Below are 26,861 nucleotides of genomic sequence, written 5' to 3'. Positions count from 1 at the left end.
CTCGTCAAGGTTTTCCTTAACGGGCGTTCAGGATGTGGAACGGTCATCGTCGGCCTGCCGCCGCGCCTCGGCCAGCATTCCCTCGACGCGGGTCGCCTGTTCGTCGGCGCCGATGGCGGCCAATCTTTCCGGCACGCCCAGCAGAAGCGGCACCGCGTCGGCGAAACGACCCCGCGACATCAACAGGTTACCGGCTTCGTAGAAGGCCATCGAGCGTTGGAAGACGGCATTCGGTTCGGCCGCGAGTTCGGCGGGCAGCGCGTCGTATTTCTCACCGACCTGCCGCACCACCTCTTCGCCCCGTTCGGGCTGGTCGGCGTAGTGCAGCGCGCTCACCGCCCGGCGCAGGGCACGCAGCTCGCCGATCAGGTCGTCGGCCTGGCGCATCGCCGAGGCCGCGGCCAGGAACGTCTCGGCCGCCTCGGCGTCGCGGTCGAGGTCGAAGAGCAGCCCGGCGGCGTCTTCGGCGATCTGACCTCGGCCCGCCGGGTTGTCGGCCAGGCGCTCGATGAGATCGTGATAGAGGCTGAGTGCGCCGTTCTTGTCGCCGATCGCTTGATAAAGGCCGGCCAGCAGGTAGCGGGTGTTGTCGGCCGACTCGTCGTCGTCCAGCTTCTCGAAGAGCGCCAGAGCCTCTTCGGCCACCTCGGCCCCCTCGACCGGGCGGCCGGCGAGGCGGAAGGCGTTGGCCAGATCACTGCGGGCGTGGGCGCCGCCGACGTCGAGCCCGGCCTCGGCACAGAGCGCCACCGCCTCGACCAGATCGGGGATCGCCTCGTCGGGCCGGCCCAGGCGCAGCAGCGCGTTGCCGCGGCCGACCCGGACGGGCAGCGCGTTGTCGGTCTCGCCGGTGGCGATGACGGCGCCGAACACCTCGACCTGCACGGCCGGGTCGTCGACGGTGTGGCCATAGATCGTGCCGGCTTCGGCGACGCGGCGAGCCGGGCCGTGCTGGGAGAAGAATTCCCAGGCCTGGCGCGCCGCGGTCACCGCTTCGTCGTGCCGGTGAGCAGCCATACGGCTGCGGGCGCGCAGCAGGGCGTGCATGGCGATCATGCGGGGATCGCCAGTTTGCTCGGCATAGGCGTCGGCACGGTCGCCGGCCTCGTTCGCCTCGTCGGGGCGGCCCTCCATCAGATGCATTATCGACAGGCGGGCCCACGCGTTGGCCCGCTCGAAGGCGCCGCCGTGCTCTTCCTGCAGGGTCACGTCGGCTCGGATCGGCTGCTCGTCGAAATCACCGCCGGCGTATCGCGCGGCCATTGCCAGGCGAGCGCGAAGGGCACTGGCCGGGCCCGTCGCGCCCGCGGCCTCGAACAGCTCGATCGCGCGCGACCAGTGATCGTGCAGCGATTCCTCGTCGGAATCCTGGGCGCGGTTGCCGATGAGCTGCTCGCGGCGGGCCTCGAGAAGCGGATCGTCGAGCCGTGGGAAACGCGCGTCGAGCGCCTCGATGATCGCGGCCAGCGCCGCGTCACGGTCGGCCCGCCAGTGCTGGTGGCCCAGGTCGAGCAGCTCGGCCGCCCCGGCCTCGGCGGGAATCTCGGGCGTGGGATCGGGCGCGGTGACGACAGCCGGTGGCGCCGGGACCGCGGCCGGGCGGCGCGCCGTCGGGGAAAGCGGGAGGGTCACCTCGTACGGCTCGGCGTTGATCTTGCCGGCGATCTGCGTGCTCTGGTGGGTGGTGCCGTTGCGCTCGTCGAACCGCTTGGCCAGGTCGGTGGCCCGCTCGGCGAGCACGGCGGCCAGATCGGTGGCGGAGATGTCGCCCTTGTCGCGCCGGTGGATCACCGTCTCGCCGTGCCCGAGCTCGGTGAGACGGCGCAGCAGCATGGCGGAGTGGGCCGAGAAGTTCATCTCGGCGGCCGGCGACGGCGCGCGGTCGAGCCAGCCGACGTGCCGCTGGAAGATCTCGAGCCCGCGGCTCTCGTTGCCGGTGCGCGCGCAGAACGCCAGGTGAACGCCGATGTTCCACAGGTCGGCGAGGTTGCCACGCTCGAGACGGTAGGAGCGGCGATGGGCGTCGGCGGCCTCGTCGGGGCGGCCGGTGCGCAGGTAGGCGACCATCAGCTCGCGCAGGATGCCCTGAGGCTGCTCGCTGCAGGTCAGCTCGCCGGCCAGCACCGGCTCGGCGGTGGCGATCACGTCGGTGAACCGGTCGCGGTGGTTGTAGTAGGCCGCGGTCGACGACGGGTCGCACCCGATGCAGTCGGAGAGCTCGCCGCGCGGTGTCGCCTGCCAGCGGGCGAACCACTCGTCGGCCTCGGGCGCGCCGATGTGGCTCGCCACCAGGTAGCGGTGCTTGTGGACCGCCTGGAGGCTCTGGCCGTCCTCGAGGTAGCGGCGTTCCATGTCGTCGAGCACCGCGTAGGTGCGCTGCAACGGGATCTCGGGGAAGCTCGTCATGGCGCTGACCATGGTCTTGAAGTGCCACAGCAGGGTGTGTTTGCCGTGCGTGTGGTGCCGGCCCGGATTGCGGTCGAAGTCGTTGAGCGACCAGGCGAAGGTGGCGAACGCCTTGGCCGGTTCGCCGCCGTAGGTGTAGGCGTTCGTCGCCAGCAGCCGGATCGCGAAGGCCAGCTGGGGGTCGTCGACGATGTCGGCGTGCCGCAGCACCTCTTCGACCAGGGCGATCTGGGCCGAGCCGTGCGGCAGGTCGTCGGCCTGACGGAACAGGTCCCAGAGTTCGTCGGCGGTCTTCATCGGTCCTCCCCCGGGACGGCCCGGTCGAGCAGGCCCATGAACGAACTGGTGAGCAGAGCGGCGTCGGCCGGGCGGATCGGGTGCTGCCCGAGCATCAGGGCCTGGCCGTAGAGCGACTCGACGGCCAGGCCGGCGAGATCGGGGTCGCCGAGCGCGGTGATGCGGCGGACCAGGGCGTTGCGGTGGTTGAGCACGAGCTGCGGGCGGTCGGTGGCGACCGTGTGTGACAGCGCGTCGAGCACGCCGGCCCACACGTCGTCGGCGACGTCGCGGCTCGCGGTGAACTGCTCGCTGAAGGCGGCGGCGCGACTCACCAGGTAGAGGGCGGGGACGGTCGGCGGGTCGAAGCCGCGCACCACGACCTCGCAGCCGAGCCGGTCGAGACGGCGCTGCACGACCGTCAGGAAAGGACGAAGGCGCAGCTCGGTCTCGGTGTCGACGGCGGCGAAGCGAGCAGCCACGTCGGCCGGCTCGAGCCGCTCGACGCGAACGTCCTCATCCACAGTGGCCAGGCGCTCGACGATGTCGGCGGTGTAGACGATGCCGCCGTTGATCACGCCGAGGTCCTGGGCGGCGGCGACCGAGGCGAGCTGGCGGAACTCGTCGTGACCGGCGGCGTAGCGCAGAACGCCGTGCCGTTCGCGGAACTCGGCCAGCGTGACCATGCCCATGTTGGTCTCGACGGGCACCCACTGCTCGACCAGGCGCAGCATCTCGTCGTCGTGCAGGGCCAGCGCCTTGACACCCAGGTGGTGGATGGAGAGGAACTCGCCGAGACGGCGCGGGTCGGTCGACGCGAGCCGCACCAGCCAGCCGCGGAGCTGGTCGGCGATCGCCTCGCGGGTGTCGGCCAGAAGGCTGTCGTCGTAAAGCGCCTCGCGGCTCGCGGTCGGCCTCAGCTCGCTGCTGTCAACCACGCAGCGGGCGAAGAACGCCCACTCGGGCAGCAGGCCCTCGACGCTCTCGGCCAGCAGCATGCGCTTGAGATAGACGCGGTGACCACCCCGGGCGGCCGGGTTGACCGGCGTGGGCAGCACGAACGCGACACCGGTGAGCCCGGCCTGGGGCACCTCCAGCGGCACCACGTCGAGCGGGCGGAAACCGAAGACCTCTTCCGCGTACGCCCCCGGGTCGCGGCCCGTCCAGGGCAGGGTGCCGGTGGTGACCGGGACGTCGTCGACCTCGACGCGCACGGGAAGCAGCGAGCCGTAGAGCGCGGCGAGTTCGCGAACCGTCGTACGGGAGAGAAGGTGTTCTGAACCGCGGCGGGGCAGCAGCGTGACCGTCGTGCCCGGCTCGCGCTCATCGCCCGGGGCGACGGAATAACGGCCGTCGGAATAGCCCGTCCACAGGACGGCCGCGGAGCCCTCGCGGCGGGTGTGCACCCGGATCTCGTCGGCCACCATGAAGCACGAGAGCAGGCCGATGCCGAACTGGCCGAGGAACTCGTGACGGGCGAAACCGAGCTCGTCCCTCTTCGAGCTGCGGCCGATGGTGGCGAGCAACTCGTGCACCTGGGCCTCGGTGAGGCCGATGCCGTTGTCGCTGACCCGCAGCGCGTCGGCGCCGGTGGTGATCGACACCAGCCCGGGCCCGCCGGCCGCGGTGATCGCGTCGACGGCGTTCTGCAGCAGCTCGCGCACATAGACACGAGGGCTCGCGTAGAGGTGATGGCTCAGAAGATCGACAATGCCGCGGAGATCGACCTGGAACGTGTTGCTCACGGCGGAGAAGGTACCGCGAACGGCCGACAAAAACGGGGCAGGTCTGGATCCCCGAGAAGATCAACCCGCCCCGCCGTCGATCATTCAGCTCAGGCCGCCGGGCTCCGAACCCGTCGCGATCGGCGCCCGGACCAGGTTGCCCCACTCGGTCCAGGAGCCGTCGTAGTTGCGCACCTGCGGGTAGCCCAGCAGGTGACGCAGCACGAACCAGGTGTGGCTGGAGCGCTCACCGATGCGGCAGTAGGCGATGATGTCGTCGCCCGAGTCGAGGCCCAGCTCGTCGTGGTAGATCTTCGCGAGTTCGTCGGCCGGCTTGAACGTGCCGTCCTCGTTGGCCGCCGACTTCCACGGCTTGCTCAGCGCGCCCGGAATGTGGCCGCCGCGCAGCGCCCCCTCTTGCGGGTAGGCCGCCATGTGCGTCAGCTCGCCGGTGTATTCCTGCGGGGAACGCACGTCGACCAGCGGCCGACCGCTGCTGATGTGGCCCATTACCTGATCGCGGAAGGCCCGGATCTCGGCGTCGTTGCGCACCGGCACCGGATATTTCGCGGGCGCCCGCTCGGTGCGGTCGCGGGTCATCGGCCGGCCCTCGGCCGCCCATTTCTGGCGGCCGCCGTCGAGCAGACGCACGTCGCGGTGGCCGAAAAGACTGAAGACCCAGAGGGCGTACGCCGCCCACCAGTTGAAATTGTCGCCGTAGAAGACGATCGTGTCGTCGCGGCCGATGCCCTTGGCCTCCATGAGCGCGGCGAAGGCGGCCGGATCGAGGTAATCGCGGGTCACCTGGTCGTTGAGCTCGAGATGCCAGTCGACCTTTACCGCGCCGGGAATGTGCCCGGTGTCGTAGAGCAGCACGTCCTCATCCGACTCGACGACCACGAGGCCGGGAGTGTCGAGGTTCGCCGCGAGCCACTCGGTGGTGACGAGTTTGTCGGGATGCGCGTACGCCTGGAGCGCAGGCGCCGAATCGTTCGCAACAGACATGTTCACCACGCTAGCCCTCTATGTCGCGTGATCAGGGGCGCTCTGCGTCACTCCCAGCCGCGCGTCACTCCCAGCCGCGCGTCACTCCCAGCCGCGCGTCACTCCCAGCCGCGTCACTCGCCGCCGCCCGTCACTCGCCGCCGCATCCGATCGGAGCAAGCACCGGCCGTTTGGCGCTGACCAATTCGCCGGACGAGTGGCCGAGCAGATGGCGGCTGACCCAGGGCGCGAGGTGCTCACGGGCCCAGCGCAGGTCGGCACTGCGGGCAAGCAGCCACGGCGTGGGCTCGGGCATCGGCGGGACGAGCATCCAGTCTTCGTCGACGCCGACCCCGAGGACGCTCAGCACCTGGCCGGCCACCCGGCGATGCCCGGCCGGCGAGAGGTGCAGCCGATCGGGCGCCCACATGTGCGGATGGTGGAAGGCGGAGTCGGCGAACAGGTCGACCAGGTAACCGCCGTACCGCTGGGCGATCATGCTGGCGCCGTCGTTGAGCACGGCGGCCCGCCGCCCGATAATGGCCGGCAGGTTCACGGTCACGTCGGCGAACCGGAACAGGACGACTTCGGCCCCCGAGTCACGCAGTTGCCGCACCACGCCGTCGAGCTCTCGCACGAGCGCGTGCGGGTCGACCCGTACGCGTAAAGCGTCATTGCCGCCGGCCGCGATGCTGACCAGGTCGGGCTTCATGGCCAGGGTCGGCTCGAGCTGCTCGTCGACGATCTGGTGCATGACCTTGCCCCGGATGGCCAGGTTCGCATAGCCGAAATCCGGACCCGAGTCGACCGCTAGGCGAGCGGCCACCAGGTCAGCCCACCCTCGAAAGGTGCCGTCCGGGTATGCGTCGTTCAACCCCTCGGTGAAGCTGTCCCCCATAGCAACGAAGTTGTGCCAGCCCATCGTCGCCTCCCCCTTAACGCGCCTTAGGTCCTCGTGGGGACACATAAGCACTGAATGAAGGTGACCGGTAGCGTGACGATCACGACACCCCGTTAATGACCTGCTTTCGGCGGTGATCCTCCCTACGCTGCTGCGCATGCTGTTGCGAATGTCCACCTTGCTTCTCAAGACCCTGCGCGAGGAGCCGGCGGACGCGGAGGTGCCGAGTCATCGGCTGCTGCTGCGCGCCGGTTACATCCGTCGCGCCGCCCCGGGTGGTTACACCTGGCTCCCGCTCGGCAAGCTGGTGCTCGACCGGGTCACCGCGATCGTGCGCGACGAGATGCTGGCCGTCGGCGCGCAAGAGGTGTCGTTCCCGGCGCTGCTGCCGCGCGAGCCCTACGACGTCAGCAACCGCTGGACCGAGTACGGCGACGACATCTTCACGCTGCACGACCGGCGCGGCTCCGACTACCTGCTCGCGCCCACCCACGAAGAGATGTTCACCCTGCTCGTGCAGGACATGACCAGTTCGTACCGGGACTTTCCCCTGGTGCTCTTCCAGGTGCAGACGAAGTACCGCGACGAGGCCCGGCCCCGCGGTGGCCTGCTGCGCGGCCGCGAGTTCCTGATGAAAGACGCCTACTCGTTCTCGCTGACCGATCAAGAGCTGACCCAGGCGTACGCCACCATGCGCGCGGCCTATCAGCGGGCGTTCACGAGGTTGGGGCTGTCGCACACGATCGTCGCCGCGATGTCGGGGGCGATGGGCGGCTCGGCCTCCGAGGAGTTCCTCGCCACAGCCGAGGTGGGCGAGGACACGTACGTCGGTTGCACGTCCTGTTCCTACGCGGCGAACACGGAGGCGGTCGTGACCCCGGCGCCGCCCTCGCCCGAGATGACCGCGCGGCCGCTCGAGGTGCACGACACCCCCGGCACCCCGACGATCGCCTCGCTGGTCGAGCTGGCCAACACCCGCGCGCTCGGCGGCCGCACCGACTGGACGGCGGCCGACACCCTCAAGAACGTCGTCGTCACGGTGCACCGCCCCGGTGGCGACGACGAGGTGCTGGTGATCGGCGTGCCCGGCGATCGCGAGGTCGACCTCAAGCGGCTCGACGCCGCCCTGGCCCCGGCCACGGCCACCCTCTTCGACGACTTCTCGGCACGGCCCGATCTGGTCAAGGGCTACATCGGCCCGCAGGGCATCAAGGCGCGCTACCTGGCCGACCCGCGTGTCGCGCCCGGCACGGCCTGGCTCACCGGCGCCAACGAGGCCGGCCGGCACGCGATCAATGTGGTGGCCGGGCGCGACTTCACCGCCGACGGCACGATCGAGGCGGCCGAGGTGCGCGCCGGCGACCCGTGCCCCTCGTGCCGGGACGGCGAACTGACCATGCGACGAGGCATCGAGATCGGCCACATCTTCCAGCTCGGCCGGCGATACACCGACGCGTTCAAGGTCGACGTGCTGGGAGTGGACGGCAAACCGGTTCGGCCGACCATGGGGTCGTACGGGATCGGGGTCTCCCGGGCTGTCGCGGCGATCGCCGAGCAGCACAACGACGAACGTGGACTGCTCTGGCCCGACGAGGTCGCTCCGGCCGATGTGCACATCGTGGCGGCCGGTAAGGACGGTCAGGTCGAGGCGGCGCTCGCCCTGGGTGCTTCGCTGGTCGAGGCGGGTCTGCGGGTCCTCGTCGACGACCGGCCGAACATCTCGGCCGGGGTGAAGTTCACCGACGCCGAGCTGATCGGTGTCGCGAGGTCCATCGTGGTCGGGCGGCGGCTGGGTGAAGGCATCGTCGAGGTTCGCGATCGCCGCACCGGGTCGCGTGACGAGGTGGCGGTCACGGACATACCGCGTGTAATCAGGGAAGCACTCGGGTAACTCCATTCCCAACGGGAGGTGTTCGCGAATGGCCAAGCCGGTCGCCGACGTCATGACCCGGCAGGTGGTCTACCTGCCGGAGGCGACGATGCTGGATGAGGCCGCGCAGGTGATGCGCGACCGAGGCATCGGCGACGTCGTGGTCACCCGCGGCCCGACGATGGTGGGCGTGGTCACCGACCGCGACATCGTGGTGCGGGCCATAGCCGAAAACCTGCCCCCACGTACGACCTCTCTCGGCGACATCACGTCCCATGAGCTGATCATGGTGGAGCAGTCGGCCACGGTCGACGAGGCGGTGCAGGCCATGCGCGAGCGCGGCGTCCGCCGCCTGTTGGTCTGCGACGCGGATCGCAAGGTGGTGGGCATCCTCAGCCTCAGTGACGTGGCGCTGATGCCGACGTCCACCGCGGCCTGAGAACTCTCGGACGGTTGTGTGGGGTGGTCGCGTTATCGTCGGAGCCGTGACCGACATGCCCCCGAAACTCGCCGAGATCGTCGAGGAGTTCGCCTCGGCGCCGCGCGAGCTGGTGCTCGAGATGCTGCTCGAGTTCGCCGACGCCATGCCGCCGCTACCGGCCGACCTCGCCGGGCACGACGGCATGGAGCAGGTGCCGGAGTGCCAGACCCAGTTCTTCCTCAAGGCCGTGGTTCGCCCTGACGACACGGTCGAGACGTGGTTCGACTGCCCGCCCGAGGCGCCGACCACTCGCGCCTTCGCGGGCATCCTCGCCGAGGGCCTGGAGGGCGCGACAGCCGCCGAGATCCTCGCCGTTCCCGACGACCTCTACGCCCGCATGGGCCTGGCCCAGGCGATCAGCCCCCTGAGAATCCGAGGCGGCTCAGCCATCCTGGCCCGCCTGAAGCGCCAGGTCGCCGCCCAGACCGTCGCCCCCTGACCCCTCACCCCCACCCTTCGCCGTCACCCCACCCTTCGCCGTCACCCACCCCTCGCCCGTCACCCCACCCCTCGCCGACGGAGGCCCTTGTGGATATTCAGGTCTGGTCCGACGTCGTGTGCCCGTGGTGTTACCTCGGCAAGCGGCGGCTGGAAGCGGCAATCGCCCAGTTCGGCGGGGACGTCACTGTGACATTCCGGGCTTTCCAGCTCGACCCCTCCCGCATCTCGGAGGGCCGGCCGGCCAAGGAGGTCGCGGCGGCCAAGTTCGGCGAGCAGGTCGGTCAGCGATATGCCCACGTCACCGCGCTCGGCGCCGGTGAAGGGCTGCGCTTCGACTTCGACCGGGCGATCACGGCCAACACGTTCGACAGCCACCGGCTGATCGCGTGGGCCGCCGGTCAGGAGCGTCAGGCCGAGATGCTCGAGGCCCTGCAACGGGCACACTTCAGCGACGGGCTAGACCTCGGCTCGCACAAGGTGCTCGCCTCGGTGGCCTGGTCGATCGGTCTCGACGCGGCTGCCGCCGGTGCCTACCTCTCGTCCGAGGCGGGCACCGGCGCCGTGCACGCCGACCTGGCCGAGGCCCGCGAGTTGGGCATCTCAAGCGTGCCGTTCTTCGTCATCGACGGGAAGTACGCCGTGCAGGGCGCCCAGGAGACGTCGAGCCTGGTGTCGGCCCTGCACGAGATCGCCCGACGCGAGGCCGTCGACGCCGGTCGATGATGTTCCACGTGAAACCTTATCGACGTACGCCTATCAGACCGGGCGGGCCAGATCTTCGATCACCTCGGCGCCCGGCAGGGCACCCAGCGCCGGTCCCGCGATAACGATCTTGCTGTGCCGCACGCCGGAACCGATGATCACGTGCGGGGCGGCGGCGACGCGGGCATCGACCAGGATCGGCCAGTCGGCGGGCAGGCCGATCGGGGTGATGCCGCCGTACTCCATGCCGGTCAGGCGGACCGCGTCGTCCATCGGCGCGAAGCTGCACTTGCGCACGTCGAGCCGCTTGCGCACCACGCCGTTCACGTCGGCGCGGGTGGTGGCCAGGATGATGCAGGCCGCATAACGCACGATCTCGCCCCGCTTGCCGGCAACGATCACGCAGTTCGCCGAGACGTCCAGACCCACGTCGTACGCCTCGCAGAAGGCAGCCGTGTCGGCCAGGTTCGCGTCGATCGGGGCGACCAGGACCTGGTCGGCGTCGATCGGCGCATCGCCGGGCCAGACAGCGAGGGCCTTGGCGACCGGAACGGCCAGCAGGTCGGGGCGGGATCGGGCGGGTTCGAGCTTCAGGCTTCCCATCACGACCGCAATCCTTGCTCAATACTTCGCCGTCGTCATGATGGCGGGCGGACTTCCTCAGGATGCGGCCCCGGCTGCCGACCGTCAGGGATTGTGAAGGAGCGTCGTGAAGGACGGATCGGGACCGTCGGTGGGCTGGCCTTGCTCGCCGGCGGTACCGCCATGTCCGCCGCGGTGGGCGGGGACCACCAGTCGTTGTCGGCGACGTTACTGCTCGGCACTCTCACGCTCGGATTGGGCCACTCGCTGATCGAGGAGATGAAGCGGCAGGCCCGCCGTGCTCAATCTCGGTGGACGCGCGAGGACACGACAAACGCCGTATTGCTGGGCGTGTGGGCCGAGGTCGCGCTGCTGACGAGCATCCTGGTCTTCGACACCTGGCCGACGCGGGGCCTGGGTCTGGTGCTGGCCGTCGCCTACATCGCCTGCTGCGCCTTCTTCGTGACCGAACGCCGCCGCACACTGGCCGCACAAACCCCGCCGCCGCACGAGCCCGCCGCCGCGGAGCGCTGCGCCACAGAGACTGCGCGCATCGCCACCGGATCGAACACCCGGGATACCACCGAGACGCCCGGCACCCAGAACGCCGCACCCACGCCCAGCACCCAAAACACCACGGCGCCGCCCAGCACCCAAAACACAACCGCACCGCCCAGCGGTCAAGACACCGCCGCACGGCCCAGCACCCAGAACGCCACGGCGCGACCCAACGCTCAAGACCCGACCGCGCGACCCAGCGCTGATGACACCGCAGCCGACGGTGCTGTTCTGCGACGCCGTCACCAAGGCCACGCTCCCACCGCCGGCCACGGCCCGATGACCCGCTCGCACGCCGCCGGACACAACTCGACCCTGCCCGCCCACAGCCACCCGGCATCGCTGCCGAGCCCGGCCACCTTCACGACCGGACGGGCGGCCGCCATCAGGTCGGAAGCACCACGATGATCGGCGGGACCGGGACGCCACCGTTCGTCTCCGTCGGCAGCTCGGGCGCGGGCAGCCAGTCGAGCCCGAGCGTCTCGGGCCCGACCCCGTCATCGGCGCCGACCCGCGGCTCGCCGTCGGCCACGGTCACCGAGAACACCGAGGTCATCCCCGAGGGATAGGGCATTTCAAGGACGTAGCGGGCATGGCTCACCACCAGGCCGGTCTCCTCGAAGACCTCCCGCTTCACGGCTTGCTCGGCGGTCTCGCCGGGTTCGATGCCACCGCCCGGCAGGGTCCACCACTCACCGCCACCGGATCGTCGGCTGCGCTCGTGCACCATCAGTACACGGCCGTCCCGCACGATCACGGCGGCGGCCCGTTTTCGTTCGCTCACGAAACGCAGGCTAACCGGCTCCGGCCACGTTCCGCACGACAACTTCGAAGCCTGTGGATAACGCCCACATTCGTTCCCGCGTAACGGAAGCGTCACCGACCGATGAGGACAGATCGGACAGAGACATCGACGTAGTCCGAAACCGATCAGACCGAGTAGTCACTCCGAGTCGCCGGCATATCTGCCGCTCCGTCACGGTGATCCTTGACGGCCAAGACCTGGTTCACTCCGATGCGTGACTGCTCGAAGGCGAGCGCCGACGCCGCCATGTAGAGCCGCCACACGCGAGCGCGTCCCGGACTGGTCAGCCGCACGGCCGTCGCCCACTCCGATTCCAGGTTCGCGACCCACTCCCGCAGCGTCTTCCCGTAGTGCTCACGCAGCGCGTGCACGTCGCGTACCTCGAAGCCGGCCTGCTCGAGCAGCGTGACCGTGGTGCCCACCGGCGCCAGCTCACCGTCCGGGAAGACGTATGCGTCGATGAAGCTGCGCGCCTGATGCGGCTGCTTGGCGGGCAGGTGCAGTCGCGAGATCTGGTGGTTGAGCAGCCGTCCGCCCGGCTTGAGCTGGGCGTAGAGGATCGCCGCATATTCCGCGTAGGGCTCGGTGCCGACGTGCTCGGCCATGCCCACGCTCGAGATCGCGTCGTAGGGCCCGTCCTCGAGGTCGCGATAGTCCTCGATCCGGATCTCCACCTGTCCGGCCAGGCCGGCCTCGGCGACCTGCTTGCGGGCAAACTCGGCCTGCTCGGTCGAAAGGGTGATGCCGACGACCTGCACCCCGTACTCCCGGGCCGCGTGGATCGCCAGACTGCCCCAGCCGCAGCCGACGTCGAGCAGCCTCTGACCGGGCTGCAGGCCGAGCTTGCGGCAGATCAGGTCGAGCTTGTCGCGCTGCGCGTCGGCCAGGTCGTAGCCGGGCCGGTCGGACGTCCAGTAGGCGCACGAATAGACCATGCTCGGCCCGAGGACGAGGCGATAGAAGTCGTTGCCCACGTCGTAGTGGTGGCTGATCGCCTGCCGGTCGCGCCGCTTGCTGTGCCGGGCGCCGCTGACGACCATCTCCTCCGGCGGCGGCTTGGGCTGCGTGCCGAGCACGCCCAGGCGCACGAGGTCGCCCGCGACCGCCCGGATCGGCACATCTTTGACGTCGGGCGCGCGCCAGACCAGCGCGGCCAGGCGAACGAGGGCGTCGTAGAGGTCGCCCTCGACGTCGAGCTCGCCGGCGACGTAGGCACGGGCGAGACCCAGCTCGTTGGGCTGCCACATCAACCGGCGCAGCGCGCGGCGATGCTTGATCACCAGCGTCGGCCCGTCGGCCGGGCCAGCGGTGGAACCGTCCCAGGCGCGCACGCGCATGGGCAGAGGAGTCTGCAGCAGCGCTTCGAGAACGCCCTGCAGCTTCGTCGCGGTAGTGGAATGGGGGATGGTGGTCGGCATCGGTACCTCCCGGGCGCACATCGCGCGACCGAATCTTGGAACCGATTCACTATCCGCCCGACGCGCCGAGTTACATAAGACCCTTTTCTTGTTTTGTGATCGAGGACTCACACAGCGCGCATGACTCGCACGAGACTGGCCAGCCGCAGCGGACGGACCTGGTCACGGCGGCTCTCCGTCAGGGCATCGAGCACCGTGCGACGCTCCCTTTCGGACAGTACGCCCACGAACGGCGACGCGGAACGCAACTTGACCGCGTATTGCGCCGGCGACGTGAGCGCGTCCAGCACAGCCTCCGGTTCGCCCGACAGCAGCACTTCCCACCGTTCGAGCCAGTCCCACTCCCGGCCGCCCGGGTGAAGGCGTCGCAGCCGGCGCAGATTGATCTCCGCGATCGCGCGTACCGCACCCGGCTGCGCCGTGAATCTCGTAGCGACGGCCTGATGCAACCAGAGCTGCTCCAGCTCGGCCCGCGTCAGCACAGGGTGGATGAGCGCCTCGACGTCCTCCCGGCGCACCCGCCACTGCCGCCCAAGACTGACGTACGGCAGGAGCCCGCGCGCGCAAAGATCCAGCGCCCGCCGCCGCGGAAACTTCAGCAGGATCGCCGCCTCACCAATGGTGAGCAGCTCAGTTGTGCGCTTGGTCACACGAGGATAGTGTCTCCCACGCCACCGCGATGCAACAACCGAACGGCTATTGACTCTTTCAGAGAGGCGCCGGCACCACGCTGAACAGATACGTTCGACCCCGCAAAACCTCAAGATCAAGCCGTACGCCGGTAAGTCGTTCGGCCAGCGCAAACGCGGCCGCAGTCCGCCGTGCGGGCTCAGCCGCCCCATCGAATCCCGACGCCTCAACCGTCGGGTTCAAAGCCGCGGCCGCGGCCCCCGCACGGGGCCCGTCCGACATCGGGTCGAAGTCGAGCCGCACGGACTGGTCCTCCAGCAGCAGGAACCGCCCACGACCGTCCGCATCCCGATGGACCACCACAACCTTGGTCCCCACCGACAACGGCCGCAGCAGCTCGTCAGCCCGCCCGAGCGAGCCGTTGTCCTCCACCACCAACGACCAGTCATCCGAGATCCGGGACACCCCGAAGTACCGCTTGTCGGTCACTCCGCGCTGCCCGTCCCCGGCCCCGACGAGTTGCTGCCACCCGATGCGTTCGAGCTCATCGGCCCCCATGCGTTCAAGCACCTGCACGGGCCGCACCCCGAGCACCCAAACAAAGCAAAACCCTTTGCTCAGGTCACCAACCTGCGAGAACCACCCGTAGTCACCCGCCACCGCGTTCCCGCGAGGCGAAGTCGACGGCACCACCGCAGGCTCGGCCCGGGCTCCACACCCCGCCAACAGCCCACCGGCCAGAAGACTCAAAAAAGCACGCCGCCGCACGCCGCCCAGTAGATCAAACGCCCCCACCCCACGACCCCCCGGACCAGCCACGCGACTCCGATTCACGCCCAGGCGCTTCAGACCACCACAAAGCGCCTGAGCAGTCCTCACAGGACAGCAAAAAGTCCCTCCGGCCAAAGCCGAAGGGACGAGATTTTCGAGTGGAGCCCAGGGGACTTGAACCCCTAACCCCCGCCTTGCAAAGGCGGTGCTCTGCCAGTTGAGCTAGGGCCCCCGAACCCCGGCCTTTATCGAAGGTCAGGCGCGGTAGTGGCCTCGTGCCACAACGCCCGCTCATCGCTGGACGCCTTAACCTTCTTGAAGATCAAGGCCGCCGCACCAACAACGCCGGCAACAATCAGGAGCTTCTTAAGCATAAGGCTCTCCATCCCGAACGACCCAAATGAAGCGAAGCTTGGATGTGGCCGCCAGGCCACGAGCACCACCCGAGCGTAACCAGGACGCTCAGACCCGAGCGTAACCAGGACGCTCAGAGCGACCACCGCAACGTGGGGTTTCAGGGGGCTCGGCCCCCCTGAGCCAGCATAACGAGCGGCCCCGGTCCACGCTTTCCGTGGACAGGGGCCGCCGACGCTCGTGGGGCTAGCTGGAATCGAACCAGCGACCTCAGAGTTATCAGCTCTGCGCTCTAACCGACTGAGCTATAGCCCCTCAAGTGCGACACCGAAGGTTACCGCACCGGGGTGGGAGCCACCAAAACGGGGGGTGGCTCCCGAACCCAAGATCGTCCGTCAGTCCCGCTCGGCGAGGGTCAGCTCGACCCCGCCCACCAGGTCGGCGCAGACGTTGTAGATGAAGGCACCCAGCGTGGCCAGCGCTGTGAACAGAACAACGTTTACCGCACCGATGAGCATCGACGTGCCGATGACGCCCCAGGCGGTCACCTGGAAGCCACCGCTCGCCGACGCCTCGTCGCCGCCGCTGGCGTTCACCAGCTCCTTGAGGCTCGTGTTGACCTCGGTCCAGACGCCCATGGCGTCGAGCGCGAGGTAGAGCACCGAGGTGGCGACGACGACCACGATGAAGAGCACGACCGAGACGGCGAACGAGAACTTCATGACGGACCAGGGGTCGATCCGCTTGAGGTTGAGCCGGGCCCGCCGGGGGCCGCGGGCGGCCGCCGACGTGACCGTGGACCGCGCCGAGCGCACCACCTCGGTGACGCGGGCCGCGCCGACCGCGGCGGAGCCGGTGGCCCCGGCGGGAGGCGTGACGCTGCCGGTCGAGCCGCCGGGCCGCTGCTGCGGACCGGTGCTCGAGCCGGGCTTACCGGCCGGCGGCACGCTGACCCGGCCGGAGGTGCTGCCGGGGGCGGCACCTTTGCCCTTGGTCACGGTCGGCACGCTGGCCGAGCCCTTGACGGCCGGTCCCGGCCGTTTGGCGTCGGAGCCGTCCTGGTCGGCGGGTTCACCGGGCGGCGGGGCCATGCCCGGCGCCCGGGTGAACTTCGGCGGGGACGGGGCATCGGCGGGGGTCGCCGCACGAGCCGCGGCCTCGCGTCCGTTCGGGGCGGCGCCGTCCTTCTTGGCCGCCTCGTTCGGAGTCGCTGAGCTCCCCGTGGCCCCCGACTTCGCCTGTGTCTCCGGCATCAACTAGTCCTGTTCGTCAGGCTCGTCGGCATTGCGAGCAAGCGCCACGATGGTTACACCTTCTGGGAGGTCCATCAGCTTGACCCCCATTGTGTTCCGATCCCGTGTGCGCCGTACAGGCTTCACGGGAGTCCGGATGACACCACCATTGCTGGTGATGGCAAATAGTTCATCCTCGGGGCTGATCACGAGTGCACCCACCAGTCCACCACGGCGCTCCGTGATCTTCGCGGTGAGGACGCCCTTGCCGCCCCTGCCCTGCACGGGATACTCCTCGATCGGTGTGCGCTTCGCATACCCACCATTGGTGGCGACCAACACATCCATACCCTCCCGAACCACTTCCATGGCCAGGAGCTCGTCGTTGTCGCTGAACCGCATGCCGATCACTCCCGAGGTGGCCCTACCCATAGGACGCAGCGCCTCATCGGTTGCGTTGAATCGGATCGCCTGGGCGTGCTTGGAAACCAGGAGAAGGTCGTTCTCCGAAGACACCAGCGCAGCACCCACCAACTCGTCGTCCTCCCGAAGGTTGATGGCGATGATGCCACCGCTTCGGTTGGAGTCAAATTCCTCGAGCCGGGTCTTCTTCACGAGACCATTCTTGGTGGCGAGCACAAGGTAGGGCTCGACCTGGTAATTCGGGATCTGGATGACTTGGGTGATGTGCTCGTCGGGCTGGAACGCCAGCAGGTTCGCGACGTGCTGGCCCTTCGCCACCCGGGCCGCTTCCGGCAACTCGTACGCCTTGGCCCGGTAGACACGTCCCTTGTTGGTGAAGAACAGCATCCAGTCGTGGGTCGAGATCACGAAGAAGTGCGACACGATGTCGTCCTGGCGCAGCGTGGCACCGCTGACGCCCTTGCCACCGCGCTTCTGCGAGCGGTAGAGGTCGACCTTGGTGCGCTTCGCGTAACCGGTCCGTGTGATCGTCACCACAACGTCTTCGCGCGTGATGAGGTCTTCCATCGAGACCTCGCCATCGAACGGGATGATCTGCGTCCGACGGTCGTCGCCGTACTTCTGGACGATCTCACCGAGCTCGTCGGAGACGATCGCCCGCTGCCGCTCCGGCTTGGCCAGGATGTCCTTGAGGTCGGCGATTTCGATCTCGATCTTGCCCAGCTCGTCGATGATCTTCTGGCGCTCGAGGGCGGCCAGGCGACGCAGCTGCATGTCGAGGATCGCGCCGGCCTGCACCTCATCGATGTCGAGGAGCTGGATCAGGCCCGAGCGAGCGTCCTCGACCGTGGGCGAGCGCCGGATCAGGGCGATGACCTCGTCGAGGGCGTCGAGCGCCTTGACCAGGCCGCGCAGGATGTGCGCGCGCTCCTCGGCCTTGCGCAGGCGGTACGCGGTCCGCCGGCGGATGACCTCGATCTGGTGCTCGACGTAGTAGAGGATGAACTGGGCCAGGTTGAGCGTGCGCGGCACGCCGTCGACCAGCGCCAGCATGTTCGCGCCGAACGTCTCCTGCAGCTGGGTGTGCTTGTAGAGGTTGTTCAGCACGACCTTGGCGACCGCGTCCCGCTTGAGGACGAGGATCAACCGCAAGCCCGTACGCCCGGAGGACTCGTCGCGGATGTCGGCGATCCCGGTGAGCTTGCCCTCCTTGACCAGCTCGGCCACGCGCTCGGCGAGGTTGTCCGGGTTGACCTGGTAGGGCAGTTCGGTGACGACGAGGCAGGGGCGCCCACGGGCGTCCTCCTCGACCTCGACCACGGCGCGCATGCGGATCGAACCGCGACCGGTGCGGTACGCGTCCTGGATCGCCTGCTGGCCCACGATCAGGCCGTACGTCGGGAAGTCGGGGCCCTTGACGATCTCGAGCAGCGCTTCGAGGACGGTCGGCTCGTCGGCCTCGGGGTGGTCGAGCACCCACTGCACGGCGGCGGCGATCTCGCGCAGGTTGTGCGGCGGGATCTTGGTGGCCATGCCGACGGCGATGCCCTCAGAGCCGTTGACCAGCAGGTTGGGGAACCGCGCGGGCAGAATCGTCGGTTCCTGCGTACGCCCGTCGTAGTTGTCCTGCATGTCGACGGTGTCCTCGTCGATGTCCCGCAGCATCTCCATCGCGAGAGGCGAGAGCTTCGACTCGGTGTACCGCATGGCCGCCGGCGGGTCGTTGCCCGGCGAACCGAAGTTGCCATTGCCGTCGATCAAGCGGTAGCGCAGCGACCACGGCTGGCCCATGCGCACGAGGGCGTCGTAGATCGACGAGTCTCCGTGCGGGTGGTAGTTGCCCATCACGTCGCCGACGACGCGGGCGCACTTGACGTAGCCGCGGTCCGGGCGGAAGCCGGAGTCGTACATCGCGTAGAGGATCTTGCGGTGGACGGGCTTGAGGCCGTCGCGGACGTCGGGCAGCGCGCGGCCCACGATCACGCTCATCGCGTAGTCGAGGTACGACCGCTGCATCTCGACCTCGAGGCCGACGGGCTCGACCCGCTGAGCCACACCGCCGGTCTCGGGGAACTCGTCGCCGTCGGAAGTCTCGGGAGTGTCAGTCACTGTTAACCCTTACTCAAGGTAAAACCAGACAAGTGCGGCGAAAATACGCATCCGGCTGTGGATAAGGTTGTGGAAAGTGGGGGGCCGCTGTGGATACAGCAACCCCCCACGTCAACTAAATGTCGAGGAACCGCACGTCCTTGGCGTTGCGCTGAATGAACGAGCGCCGCGCCTCCACGTCCTCACCCATCAGCACGCTGAAGAGCTCGTCGGCCACCGCGGCGTCGTCGAGCGTCACTTGGCGTAGCGTTCGGGTGGCCGGGTCCATCGTCGTGTCCCACAGCTCCTGGAAGTTCATCTCGCCGAGACCCTTGAACCGCTGGATGTCGTCGGGCTTGGCGTTCGCCTTCTTCTGCTGACGCAACGCGATCAGCCCGTCACGCTCACGGTCGGAGTAGGCGTACTGCGCGTCGTCGCCCCGCTTGTTCCACTTGATCTTGTAGAGCGGCGGGGCGGCCAGGTAGACGTGGCCCATCTCGACCAGTGGCCGCATGAAGCGGAACAGCAGGGTCAGCAGCAGCGTCTGGATGTGCTGACCGTCAACGTCGGCGTCGGCCATCAGCACGATCTTGTGATAGCGCAGCTTGGCGACGTCGAAGTCCTCGTGGATGCCGGTGCCCAGCGCGGTGATCAGCGACTGGACCTCGTTGTTCTTGAGCACCCGGTCGATCCGGGCCTTCTCCACGTTCAGGATCTTGCCGCGGATCGGCAGGATCGCCTGGATGCGGCTGTTGCGGCCCTGCTTGGCCGAGCCGCCGGCCGAGTCACCCTCGACGATGAACAGCTCCGACTCGCGCGGGTCGGTGGACTGGCAGTCGGCCAGCTTGCCCGGCATCGACCCCGACTCGAGCAGCGACTTACGCCGGGCCAGCTTGCGCGCCTGCTGGGCCGCGATGCGGGCCCGGGCGGCCTGGTCGGCCTTGGTAATGATGCTCTTCGCGTCGGCCGGGTTGCGGTCGAACCAGTCGGCGAGCTGCTCGTTGCAGACCTTCTGCACGAAGCTCTTCATGTCGGTGTTGCCGAGCTTCGTCTTGGTCTGGCCCTCGAACTGGGGGTTGGCCAGGGTGACCGAGATGATCGCGGCGAGGCCCTCGCGAATGTCCTCACCGGAGAGGTTCTGGTCGCCCTTGAGCAGCTTCTTGTCCTTGCCGTACCGGTTGACGACGCTGGTCAGCGCGGCGCGGAAGCCCTCTTCGTGGGTGCCGCCCTCGTGCGTGTTGATGCGGTTGGCGAAGGTGTAGACCGACTCGCCGTACGACTCGTTCCACTGCATCGCGATCTCGACCGCCATGCGCGCTTCGTTGTCCTCGGTGCCGAACTCGATCACGGTCTTGTGAATCGCGCTCTTGGTGGCGTTGAGGTGGCGCACGAAGTCGGCGATGCCGCCCGCGTACATGAAGGAGACCTTGCGCGGCTCACCCTTGTCGTCGGCCGACTCGGGCCGCAGGTCGGTGAGGTTGATCGTCAGACCGCGGTTGAGGAACGCCATCTCCTGGAGCCGGCGGTAGATCGTCTGCCAGTCGAACTCGGTCGTCTCGAAGACCGTCGGGTCGGGCCAGAACTGCACCATGGAGCCGGTCTTGTCGGTGGTCTCGCCCTTCTCGAGCGGACCCGGCTTGGACGCCGTGTAGTGCTGACGCCAGACGTTGCCGGACTTGTTGATCTCGACGAACATCTTGCTGGAGAGCGCGTTCACGACCGAGACGCCGACGCCGTGCAGACCACCGGAGACCGCGTACGCCTTGCCGTCGAACTTGCCGCCGGCGTGCAGCACGGTCAGCGCCACCTCGACGCCCGGCTTCTTGAGCTTGGGGTGCAGGTCGACCGGGAAACCGCGGCCGTTGTCGGTCACGGACACGCCACCGTCGGCGAGCAGAACGACGTCGATCGTGTCGCAGTAGCCGGCCAGGGCCTCGTCGACCGCGTTGTCGACGACCTCCCAGACCAGGTGGTGCAGACCCCGCTCGCCGGTGGAACCGATGTACATGCCTGGGCGCTTGCGGACCGCCTCGAGACCCTCCAGCACGGTGATTGAATCAGCACCGTACTCCTGCTTGTTCTCTGCCACCCTCGGCCACTTTCTCGCACTTGACCCGCTGGGGCCCCGCACGGGGTCGGCGGGCATGCGGGCGGCCACCAGCAGGCACGATGAGCCACAGATGACAACCCGCGGAGAGGAGCGGACCACCGGTGGAACCGTGCACGCCGGTCGCCGCGGCAGGCCCGCGGATCGTGATCGGCTGGGAAAACCGCGTAGCGTGACGACAGCGGTCCGATTCGTCCAAGACAAAGCCGAACGGCAGCGACAAAGCGCCGAACGACAGCCGAACCGCGATCGTTACTCACAGGTTTTCCCGGTCTCCGTCGATTCTACTCCGCCGAAACGAGTTGCCGGGGGTCCGGCACCCCGTCCGGGTGCCTCAGATTGCCGTAGCCGGATTTGAGGCCGCTCCCAAGTCTCCCCCTACACGGAGCGGGGGCCCCGCGCAACGACAAGTGATCCGGCGGTTGATCGTCAGGGCGCGCCTGCCACGCCTCCCGGCCACGCACTGCGACACTGCCTCCCGGCGACAGGGGTTCGTGTCGTAACCTCTGCCCGCGCGGGCCGGTGTTGGCCGGACGGCCGCGACGGAGGTCGAGGAGGGGTGGCCCCCACATGGCGCACGACAAGGGGCTGGAGAACGTCGCGGTCCATTGGCCGCGGACGAACCAGTACTACGATCCGGTGGCTCCCGCCGAGTTCGTCGACTTCGGCGCGATCGCTGACGCGCCCGAGATCGCGGCTCCGACCGGGGCCTTGGCACTGCATATCGCCAAGACCGGCACGGTTCGCGCCACGGCGTACACGGAGCTCGTCGATCTTCTGCTGGGACTCGGCGGCGTTCTCTACGCCACCGACGCCGCGGCCGAGGACGAGGACCCGGTGATCGATCCGGACGGCTGTGCGTGGATCGCCGGCGGTCTGGAGCGCTTCGTCGAGGGTCACGAGAAGTACGGCGACCTGGTCACCTTCGACACGGTGGCCGACGTGATGCGCAACGCGATCGCCGCCGGACGGCTCGCCGAGCAGCAACTTCGGTGGCTCGACCAGCGCCTGACCGCCCTGCGAGACGAGGCCGGCAACGCTCCGCACTGGAGCTTCGCCCGCTCCGAGCTCGCCGTCCTGGCCGGGTTCTATCGCCGCTGCGCCGAGCGCGGGTTCGCCGTCTTCGCCGACTACTGACGGCCCAGAGCTCAGCCGTACGTGTCCCGGGGCCCTCGGCCCTGGACGCGTCGGGGTCCCTTGTTCCACGAAGGAGCAGCCGGGCCGTGGATGTTGAGCCTGGTCACGACGTTGTGGCCGATCTCTTTAGCGATGTTGCGAAGGAGTGTGGCCGCCAGTAGGCGTAGCTGGGTGGCCCAGGCCGTCGACTCGGCCTCGACCGTGAGCACGCCGGCGTCCAGTTTGACCGGACGGCTGTGTTTGGCGATGTCGGGACCGACGACCTTCTCCCAGGCGCCGAAGACGGTGGCCTCGGCCTTGGGGCGTTCCCAGCCGCGCGCCTTCATCAGGCGTTGGAGCATGTCGCCGAAGAGCTGAGGGTCGCGCGGGTCGGGGCCGGGGCCCGAATAGCCGCGGGGACGCCGGCCCGTGCCCTGGCCTTCGCCGGAGCCTGTACGGCGTCGCGGGTTGCGCGCGGCGGCGTCGCGGCGTTTGGCCAGAGCGGCGTCCAGAACCGCGCGAGCCAGGTCGGGACCGGAAACGCCCTCAGCGCCTTCCTGCGCCGTCGAGCCCCCGTCGCCCGGGGCGGAACCCTCCCCGGGCCTCTCCGGGGCCGCTGCGGGGCTCTCGTCGCGCCGCCGGCTGCCGCCGGGCGGCGGGGGCTCGGTCGCATACCAGCCGTCGTCAGCGTCGCCGAGCTCGCTGCGGACCAGCGCCTGGGGATCAGCCTGTGGATAGAAGCGCTCCGCTGTGGACGGCGGGTCGGGGCGGTCGCCGTCGGCCCGGGGCGGGCGGTGCTCACGCACGAGGTCGTCGCGCAGGCCGCGGGAGAGGTCGGCGCTGCGTTCGCGAGCCAGGCCCTGATGCCGCTCGCGCACCAGGTCGTCGTGGCGTTCGCGGTTGTCCTCGTCGCGCGGGGCGTCCTGGTCAGCCGGCACGGGTCACCGTCCCGGTCGTGACGTCGAAACGGGCTCCGCGCAGCGCGGCCGGCACGTCCTCGGGCACGGCGCAGGTGACCAGAAGCTGCGCGGCGTCCGAAACCAGGGCGGCGAGACGCTCGCGCCGGCCCCCGTCGAGCTCGGCGAAGACGTCGTCGAGCACCAGCACCGGCTCGATCCCGTCCGAGCGCAGCAGGTCGTAGGCGGCCAGCCGCAGCGCCAGGGCGAACGACCACGACTCACCGTGGCTCGCGTAGCCCTTCGCCGGCAGGTCGCCGAGGGCCAGCGTCAGGTCGTCACGATGCGGGCCGACCAGGGTCACGCCCCGTTCGATCTCGGCCGTGCGCCGTTCCTGCAGCGAGGCCAGCAGCGCCTGCTCGAGGGCCGGGCGGTCCGGTGTGAGGCCCTCGCCGAGTTTGGCGGCGTAGGCGATCGACGCCGCGGTGCGTCCCGCGGCCACGGCGTCGTACGCCTTGGTCAGGTGTGGCTCGAGGGAGGCGACCAACTCGAGGCGGCCGGCCAGCAGCTCGGCGCCGTGGTGGGCCAGATGCTGGTCCCAGACGGCAAGCGTCGACAGGTCCTGGCCGCGGCTGCCGCCGACCTTGCGGGTCAGATAGGCCGTTCGCAGCAGGGCGTTGCGCTGCTTGACCACCCGGTCATAGTCGGAGCGCACCCCGGCGTACCGAGGCTGGCGGGCGACGAGCAGGTCGTCGAGGTAGCGGCGGCGCTCGGACGGGTCGCCTCGCACCAGCTCGAGGTCTTCCGGGGCGAACAGCACCATACGCAGCGCGCCCAGCACCTCACGCGGGCGGCGTACCGGCGAGCGGTTGAGCCGGGCACGGTTGGCCTTGCCGGGCACGATCTCAAGCTCGACCAGCAGCTCGCGTCCCTCATGGACGATCGCGCAACGGATCACGGCCGAGGACGCCCCGGCCCGTACCAGCGGGGCGTCCGTGGCCACCCGGTGACTGTCCAGAGTGGCCACATAACCCAATGCTTCGATCAGGTTCGTCTTGCCCATGCCGTTCTGGCCGACCAGCACGGACACGCCGGGTTCGAGATCGACCGCCACCCGCTCGTAGGAACGGAAGTCGGTCAGCTCGACCCGGCGTACGTACACAGCCTGCTCAGACAGACTTGACGGCGTGACCGCCGAACTGCTGGCGCAGCGCGGCCACGGCCTTCATGGCGGGCGAGTCGTCCTGACGCGATTCGAAACGCGTGAAGATCGACGCGGCCAGGACGTGGGCGGGGACGGCGAGCCGGACTGCCTCGTCGACCGTCCAGCGGCCCTCACCGGTGTCCTCGACGTAACCCCTGATCTGGGCCAGCTCCGGGTCGGCGTCTAGCGCCCGGTCGAGCAGGTCGAGCAGCCACGACTTGACGACGCTGCCCTCGCGCCAGCTCTTGATGACCGCCGGCACGTTGGTGACCAGCTCGGACGCCATGAGGATCTCGTAACCCTCGCCGTACGCCTGCATCATCCCGTACTCGATGCCGTTGTGGATCATCTTGGCGTAGTGGCCGGCGCCGTGCGTGCCCGCGTGGGCGAAACCGAACTCGCCCTCCGGCTTGAGCGCCTCGAAGATCGGCCGGCAGTGCTCGACGTCGGCCTCGTCGCCGCCGACCATGAGCGCGTAGCCGAGCTGACGGCCCCAGACCCCACCGGAGACGCCGCAGTCGATGTACTTGATGCCCTTGGGCTTCAGGCGCTCGGCCCGCGGAGCGTCGTCGGTGAACTTCGAGTTCCCGCCGTCGATGATGATGTCGCCCTCGGACAGCAGCCCGGAGAGCTCGTTGATGGTGTCCTCGGTGATCTGACCCGCGGGCACCATGGTCCAGATGACTCGCGGAGCAGCGAGCTTCTCGACCAGTTCGGCCAGGTTGGCCACGTCGCTGTTCTCCGGGTGGTGGTCGAAACCGACCACCTCGTGCCCCGCCGAGCGCAACCGCTCGCGCATGTTGCCACCCATTCGGCCGAGACCGATAAGGCCGAGCTGCATGGTGTTCCCCCTAGATGAGCGTTTCTTACATGCCCAGTATCAGCGGGTTACCCGGATCGGCATGATCAGATAGCGGTAACCAGGCACGATTTCGCCGTTTTCGCCTGCGGGGGAGATCACAGCCGGCTTGAAGGCGTCGACGAACGACAAGATCGCGGTCGAGGAGCCGAGGTTCTGCATGCCGTCGATCAGATATTGCGGGTTGAAGCCGATCGTCAGGGGCTCGCCGGTGAAGGTGGCCTCCATCGCCTCGCTGGCCCGCGCCTCATCGGTCCCACCGGCCTCGACGACCAGACCGTCCTCGCTGAAGCTCAGCAGCACCGGGGTGGTGCGCTCGGCGACCAGCGCCACACGACGGACCACCTCGACCAGGCCGGCCACGCTGACCTGGGCCTGCGCGTTGCTGGTGGCCGGGAAGAGCGAGCGGACCGGCGGGTAGTTGGCCCCGTCGAGCAGGCGGCTTGTGGTGCGGCGGGTGCCACCGGCGAAACCGATCATGCCCTCGCCGGCGTTGCCCTGCGCGAGCGCGAGGACGACCGAACCGCCGAGCGGGCCGAGCGTCTTGGCGGTGTCGTTCAGCGTCTTGGCCGGGACCAGCGCGTTGATGCTGATCTCGGGGTCGTCGGGGTTCCACTCGAGCTCGCGCATCGCGAGGCGGTAGCGGTCGGTGGCGAGCATCGCGATCGTCGAGCCGTTCAGCTCGATGCGCACACCGGTCATCATCGGCAGCGTCTCGTCGCGACCGGCGGCGATGGCTACCTGGGAGACGGCCGAGGCGAAGGCGGCCGCGTCGATCGTGCCGGCGCTGGCGGGCATCTCAGGGAGGCTCGGATAGTCCTCGACCGGCATCGTGGGCAGCGTGAACCGGGCGCTGCCGCAGACCAGCTCGAGGTGGGCACCGACGGCGGCGATGTCGACCGGCTTGGCCGGCAGGGCCTTGGTGATCTCGGCGAGCAGGCGGCCGGAGACCAGGGCGGCACCGTCGGCGTCGGCCTGCACCTCGACGGTGACCTGGCTGGAGACCTCGTAGTCGAAGCCTGAGACCTGCAGGCGGCCGTCGGTGACGCGCAGCATGACGCCGGCGAGGACCGGCACCGACGGCCGGCTGGGCAGGCTCTTCGCCGTCCACGCCACGGCGTCGGCGAGTGCGTCTCGCTCCACCCGGAACTTCATGCTGTCCTCCGCGTCGCTTCCTCTGTCGGGGGCTTCGTCGACCCCACGAACCTTATTCGCCGAGCCGATCGTGACCTAATCAGTGTCGTCCACCATCGTGACCGCTGACGACCCACCCCGGCTGTCCCGTGACGTGCCACTTGATTCTGGCTCCTGCCGTCTCGGTCCTCGGTCTCCGGCACCGGCCCCGGTGAGTCTCTCGGATCGACCTCTTGGCCTCGGTGCGCTCTTGGAGGCGGGAGGGGCGGCGAGCCCTCATCGAGCCGATCCACAACATCCACAACGCCTGTGATTGCTTTTTGTTCTCCTAGAGAGATAACTAGTCGTCTTCATCGGGGCTGTGCATACTGTGGAGAACTCACGTTTTCGCAGGTCAGAAGGTTATCCACCGGTGATTCACATGTGGGAAACCAGGGTATAAACCCGGGTCTGCGTCCACAGTCCTCGAGCCGGACGCGGGTTTTCCACCGTCGTCCACCGGCTATCCACCGGTTATCCACTGGGTTTGTCCCCTGCCCTGTGGATGGCGTCGGGACGCAACCGGCACGTCGTCCCCAGAGTCTTCAACAGGAAATCCACAAGCGTCCACAGTCCATGGATAACTTTGTGACGCTCCGTGTTTGTCCACATCGATTTCCCCAGGGCCTGTCCACATCTGTGGGTAGAGCCCCGGCCGGTTGTCCACCGCTGGGGATAACTTCCTGTGAATGCCTGTGTATAAGTGTGGATAACGTTGGCACGAAACCGTCCCGTCCCACCGTTGACAAAACGCACGTGTGGGTGAATACCCGTGTGGGTATTCACCCGGCACCCGAGTGCCCTCGCGACCGTCGCACCTGTGGACAACACCCCTGCTGAGTGCCCAGCCGTTGTGCACA

General features: G+C 68.7%; 22 protein-coding genes, 2 tRNA genes and 1 pseudogene. 6 read left to right on the top strand and 19 right to left on the bottom strand.

Translation table 11 applies throughout. From position 1 onward, the window contains the following. Positions 1 to 27: 27 nt before the first annotated feature. The 4 genes from EER30_RS35295 to EER30_RS35280 form a co-directional block, all read right to left on the bottom strand. Complete coding sequence (locus EER30_RS35295) at positions 28 to 2,703, bottom strand: tetratricopeptide repeat protein (protein WP_127505191.1); 2,676 nt, start codon at positions 2,701 to 2,703, stop codon at positions 28 to 30. Further along, entirely contained in the window at positions 2,700 to 4,427 is a 1,728-nt protein-coding gene (locus tag EER30_RS35290; RefSeq protein ID WP_127505189.1) for an HSP90 family protein, read from the bottom strand. Before EER30_RS35290 ends, EER30_RS35295 begins: the two co-directional genes overlap by 4 nt. Before the next feature lie 84 nt (positions 4,428 to 4,511). Further along, positions 4,512 to 5,411, bottom strand: a complete 900-nt coding sequence (locus EER30_RS35285) for a sulfurtransferase (RefSeq protein ID WP_127505187.1) — start codon at positions 5,409 to 5,411, stop codon at positions 4,512 to 4,514. A gap of 130 nt (positions 5,412 to 5,541) precedes the next feature. Further along, positions 5,542 to 6,312 carry an SGNH/GDSL hydrolase family protein gene (locus EER30_RS35280; protein WP_127505185.1) on the bottom strand — a complete coding sequence of 257 codons (771 nt, stop codon included), beginning with the start codon at positions 6,310 to 6,312 and terminating at the stop codon, positions 5,542 to 5,544. Between the two features lie 136 nt (positions 6,313 to 6,448). Between EER30_RS35280 and EER30_RS35275 the strand changes: the two genes are divergently transcribed. From EER30_RS35275 to EER30_RS35260, 4 genes are all read left to right on the top strand, one after another. Continuing rightward, positions 6,449 to 8,182 carry a proline--tRNA ligase gene (locus EER30_RS35275; RefSeq protein WP_127505183.1) on the top strand — a complete coding sequence of 578 codons (1,734 nt, stop codon included), beginning with the start codon at positions 6,449 to 6,451 and terminating at the stop codon, positions 8,180 to 8,182. A 28-nt stretch (positions 8,183 to 8,210) separates the two neighbouring features. Next, a complete protein-coding gene (locus tag EER30_RS35270) occupies positions 8,211 to 8,600 on the top strand; it encodes a CBS domain-containing protein (protein ID WP_127505182.1) in 390 nt (129 codons plus the stop codon). A 46-nt stretch (positions 8,601 to 8,646) separates the two neighbouring features. Next, a complete protein-coding gene (locus tag EER30_RS35265; protein WP_127505181.1) occupies positions 8,647 to 9,081 on the top strand; it encodes a SufE family protein in 435 nt (144 codons plus the stop codon). 89 nt (positions 9,082 to 9,170) lie between these two features. Then, the gene (locus tag EER30_RS35260) at positions 9,171 to 9,806 is read left to right on the top strand and encodes a DsbA family oxidoreductase (protein ID WP_127505180.1); all 636 of its coding nucleotides are present in this window, start codon (positions 9,171 to 9,173) and stop codon (positions 9,804 to 9,806) included. A gap of 33 nt (positions 9,807 to 9,839) precedes the next feature. Here the strand turns inward: EER30_RS35260 and EER30_RS35255 are convergent, their stop codons facing one another. Further along, entirely contained in the window at positions 9,840 to 10,388 is a 549-nt protein-coding gene (locus tag EER30_RS35255) for a YbaK/EbsC family protein (protein WP_127505390.1), read from the bottom strand. 162 nt (positions 10,389 to 10,550) lie between these two features. Between EER30_RS35255 and EER30_RS48125 the strand changes: the two genes are divergently transcribed. After that, positions 10,551 to 11,333: a hypothetical protein gene (locus tag EER30_RS48125; protein ID WP_205650557.1), complete on the top strand. Its 783-nt coding sequence runs from the start codon at positions 10,551 to 10,553 to the stop codon at positions 11,331 to 11,333. On the opposite strand, the gene EER30_RS35245 is transcribed toward EER30_RS48125, so the two are convergent. The 10 genes from EER30_RS35245 to gyrB form a co-directional block, all read right to left on the bottom strand. Then, a complete protein-coding gene (locus EER30_RS35245; protein ID WP_127505179.1) occupies positions 11,311 to 11,709 on the bottom strand; it encodes an NUDIX domain-containing protein in 399 nt (132 codons plus the stop codon). The genes EER30_RS48125 and EER30_RS35245 overlap by 23 nt on opposite strands. A 146-nt stretch (positions 11,710 to 11,855) precedes the next feature. Then, on the bottom strand, positions 11,856 to 13,148 hold the full coding sequence (locus tag EER30_RS35240) for an SAM-dependent methyltransferase (RefSeq protein WP_127505178.1): 1,293 nt from the start codon (positions 13,146 to 13,148) through the stop codon (positions 11,856 to 11,858). A 107-nt stretch (positions 13,149 to 13,255) separates the two neighbouring features. Beyond that, entirely contained in the window at positions 13,256 to 13,798 is a 543-nt protein-coding gene (locus tag EER30_RS35235) for a helix-turn-helix domain-containing protein (protein WP_240670494.1), read from the bottom strand. Between the two features lie 58 nt (positions 13,799 to 13,856). Further along, on the bottom strand, positions 13,857 to 14,438 hold the full coding sequence (locus EER30_RS49010; protein ID WP_240670493.1) for a DUF6461 domain-containing protein: 582 nt from the start codon (positions 14,436 to 14,438) through the stop codon (positions 13,857 to 13,859). Positions 14,439 to 14,708: 270 nt separating this feature from the next. After that, positions 14,709 to 14,781: transfer RNA gene (locus EER30_RS35230), tRNA-Ala, on the bottom strand. A gap of 13 nt (positions 14,782 to 14,794) precedes the next feature. Beyond that, complete coding sequence (locus tag EER30_RS49005) at positions 14,795 to 14,923, bottom strand: DLW-39 family protein (RefSeq protein WP_240670504.1); 129 nt, start codon at positions 14,921 to 14,923, stop codon at positions 14,795 to 14,797. A 221-nt stretch (positions 14,924 to 15,144) separates the two neighbouring features. Next, a tRNA-Ile gene (locus tag EER30_RS35220) sits at positions 15,145 to 15,218 on the bottom strand. 80 nt (positions 15,219 to 15,298) lie between these two features. After that, positions 15,299 to 16,156 (bottom strand): DUF3566 domain-containing protein, encoded by an 858-nt coding sequence (locus EER30_RS35215; RefSeq protein WP_127505174.1) that lies wholly within the window; start codon positions 16,154 to 16,156, stop codon positions 15,299 to 15,301. A 3-nt stretch (positions 16,157 to 16,159) separates the two neighbouring features. After that, positions 16,160 to 18,667, bottom strand: a complete 2,508-nt coding sequence (gene gyrA / locus EER30_RS35210; RefSeq protein WP_127505172.1) for a DNA gyrase subunit A — start codon at positions 18,665 to 18,667, stop codon at positions 16,160 to 16,162. 115 nt (positions 18,668 to 18,782) lie between these two features. Then, entirely contained in the window at positions 18,783 to 20,792 is a 2,010-nt protein-coding gene (gene gyrB / locus EER30_RS35205) for a DNA topoisomerase (ATP-hydrolyzing) subunit B (protein WP_127505388.1), read from the bottom strand. A 531-nt stretch (positions 20,793 to 21,323) separates the two neighbouring features. On the opposite strand from gyrB, the gene EER30_RS35200 reads away from it, so the two are divergent. Then, complete coding sequence (locus tag EER30_RS35200; protein ID WP_127505170.1) at positions 21,324 to 21,890, top strand: hypothetical protein; 567 nt, start codon at positions 21,324 to 21,326, stop codon at positions 21,888 to 21,890. A gap of 11 nt (positions 21,891 to 21,901) precedes the next feature. Here EER30_RS35200 and EER30_RS35195 read toward each other — a convergent pair whose 3' ends face one another. The 4 genes and pseudogenes from EER30_RS35195 to dnaN all read right to left on the bottom strand — a co-directional run bounded on the left by EER30_RS35195 (position 21,902) and on the right by dnaN (position 25,983). Next, a complete protein-coding gene (locus EER30_RS35195) occupies positions 21,902 to 22,396 on the bottom strand; it encodes a DciA family protein (RefSeq protein WP_240670503.1) in 495 nt (164 codons plus the stop codon). A 400-nt stretch (positions 22,397 to 22,796) separates the two neighbouring features. Next, positions 22,797 to 23,927 carry a DNA replication/repair protein RecF gene (recF, locus tag EER30_RS35190; RefSeq protein WP_127505168.1) on the bottom strand — a complete coding sequence of 377 codons (1,131 nt, stop codon included), beginning with the start codon at positions 23,925 to 23,927 and terminating at the stop codon, positions 22,797 to 22,799. Between the two features lie 7 nt (positions 23,928 to 23,934). Further along, positions 23,935 to 24,816: pseudogene (gnd, locus tag EER30_RS35185) on the bottom strand (phosphogluconate dehydrogenase (NAD(+)-dependent, decarboxylating)); the annotation flags it as partial. Positions 24,817 to 24,849: 33 nt separating this feature from the next. Next, on the bottom strand, positions 24,850 to 25,983 hold the full coding sequence (gene dnaN, locus EER30_RS35180; RefSeq protein ID WP_127505164.1) for a DNA polymerase III subunit beta: 1,134 nt from the start codon (positions 25,981 to 25,983) through the stop codon (positions 24,850 to 24,852). Positions 25,984 to 26,861: the final 878 nt, after the last annotated feature.

Origin of the sequence: Actinoplanes solisilvae (assembly GCF_003999975.1) — a bacterium.
Lineage (GTDB): Bacteria > Actinomycetota > Actinomycetes > Mycobacteriales > Micromonosporaceae > Actinoplanes > Actinoplanes solisilvae.
This window is presented reverse-complemented; position numbering and strand designations above follow the sequence as displayed.

Excerpts from the sequence above, each read along its gene's own strand:
- EER30_RS35295 (WP_127505191.1), bottom strand. The coding sequence starts at position 2,703 with ATGAAGACCGCCGACGAACTCTGGGACCTGTTCCGTCAGGCCGACGAC.
- EER30_RS35285 (WP_127505187.1), bottom strand. The coding sequence starts at position 5,411 with ATGTCTGTTGCGAACGATTCGGCGCCTGCGCTCCAGGCGTACGCGCAT.
- EER30_RS35280 (WP_127505185.1), bottom strand. The coding sequence starts at position 6,312 with ATGGGCTGGCACAACTTCGTTGCTATGGGGGACAGCTTCACCGAGGGG.
- EER30_RS35275 (WP_127505183.1), top strand. The coding sequence starts at position 6,449 with ATGCTGTTGCGAATGTCCACCTTGCTTCTCAAGACCCTGCGCGAGGAG.
- EER30_RS35270 (WP_127505182.1), top strand. The coding sequence starts at position 8,211 with ATGGCCAAGCCGGTCGCCGACGTCATGACCCGGCAGGTGGTCTACCTG.
- EER30_RS35255 (WP_127505390.1), bottom strand. The coding sequence starts at position 10,388 with ATGGGAAGCCTGAAGCTCGAACCCGCCCGATCCCGCCCCGACCTGCTG.
- EER30_RS48125 (WP_205650557.1), top strand. The coding sequence starts at position 10,551 with ATGTCCGCCGCGGTGGGCGGGGACCACCAGTCGTTGTCGGCGACGTTA.
- EER30_RS35240 (WP_127505178.1), bottom strand. The coding sequence starts at position 13,148 with ATGCCGACCACCATCCCCCATTCCACTACCGCGACGAAGCTGCAGGGC.
- EER30_RS49005 (WP_240670504.1), bottom strand. The coding sequence starts at position 14,923 with ATGCTTAAGAAGCTCCTGATTGTTGCCGGCGTTGTTGGTGCGGCGGCC.
- EER30_RS35215 (WP_127505174.1), bottom strand. The coding sequence starts at position 16,156 with ATGCCGGAGACACAGGCGAAGTCGGGGGCCACGGGGAGCTCAGCGACT.
- gyrB (WP_127505388.1), bottom strand. The coding sequence starts at position 20,792 with ATGCCCGCCGACCCCGTGCGGGGCCCCAGCGGGTCAAGTGCGAGAAAG.
- EER30_RS35200 (WP_127505170.1), top strand. The coding sequence starts at position 21,324 with ATGGCGCACGACAAGGGGCTGGAGAACGTCGCGGTCCATTGGCCGCGG.
- dnaN (WP_127505164.1), bottom strand. The coding sequence starts at position 25,983 with ATGAAGTTCCGGGTGGAGCGAGACGCACTCGCCGACGCCGTGGCGTGG.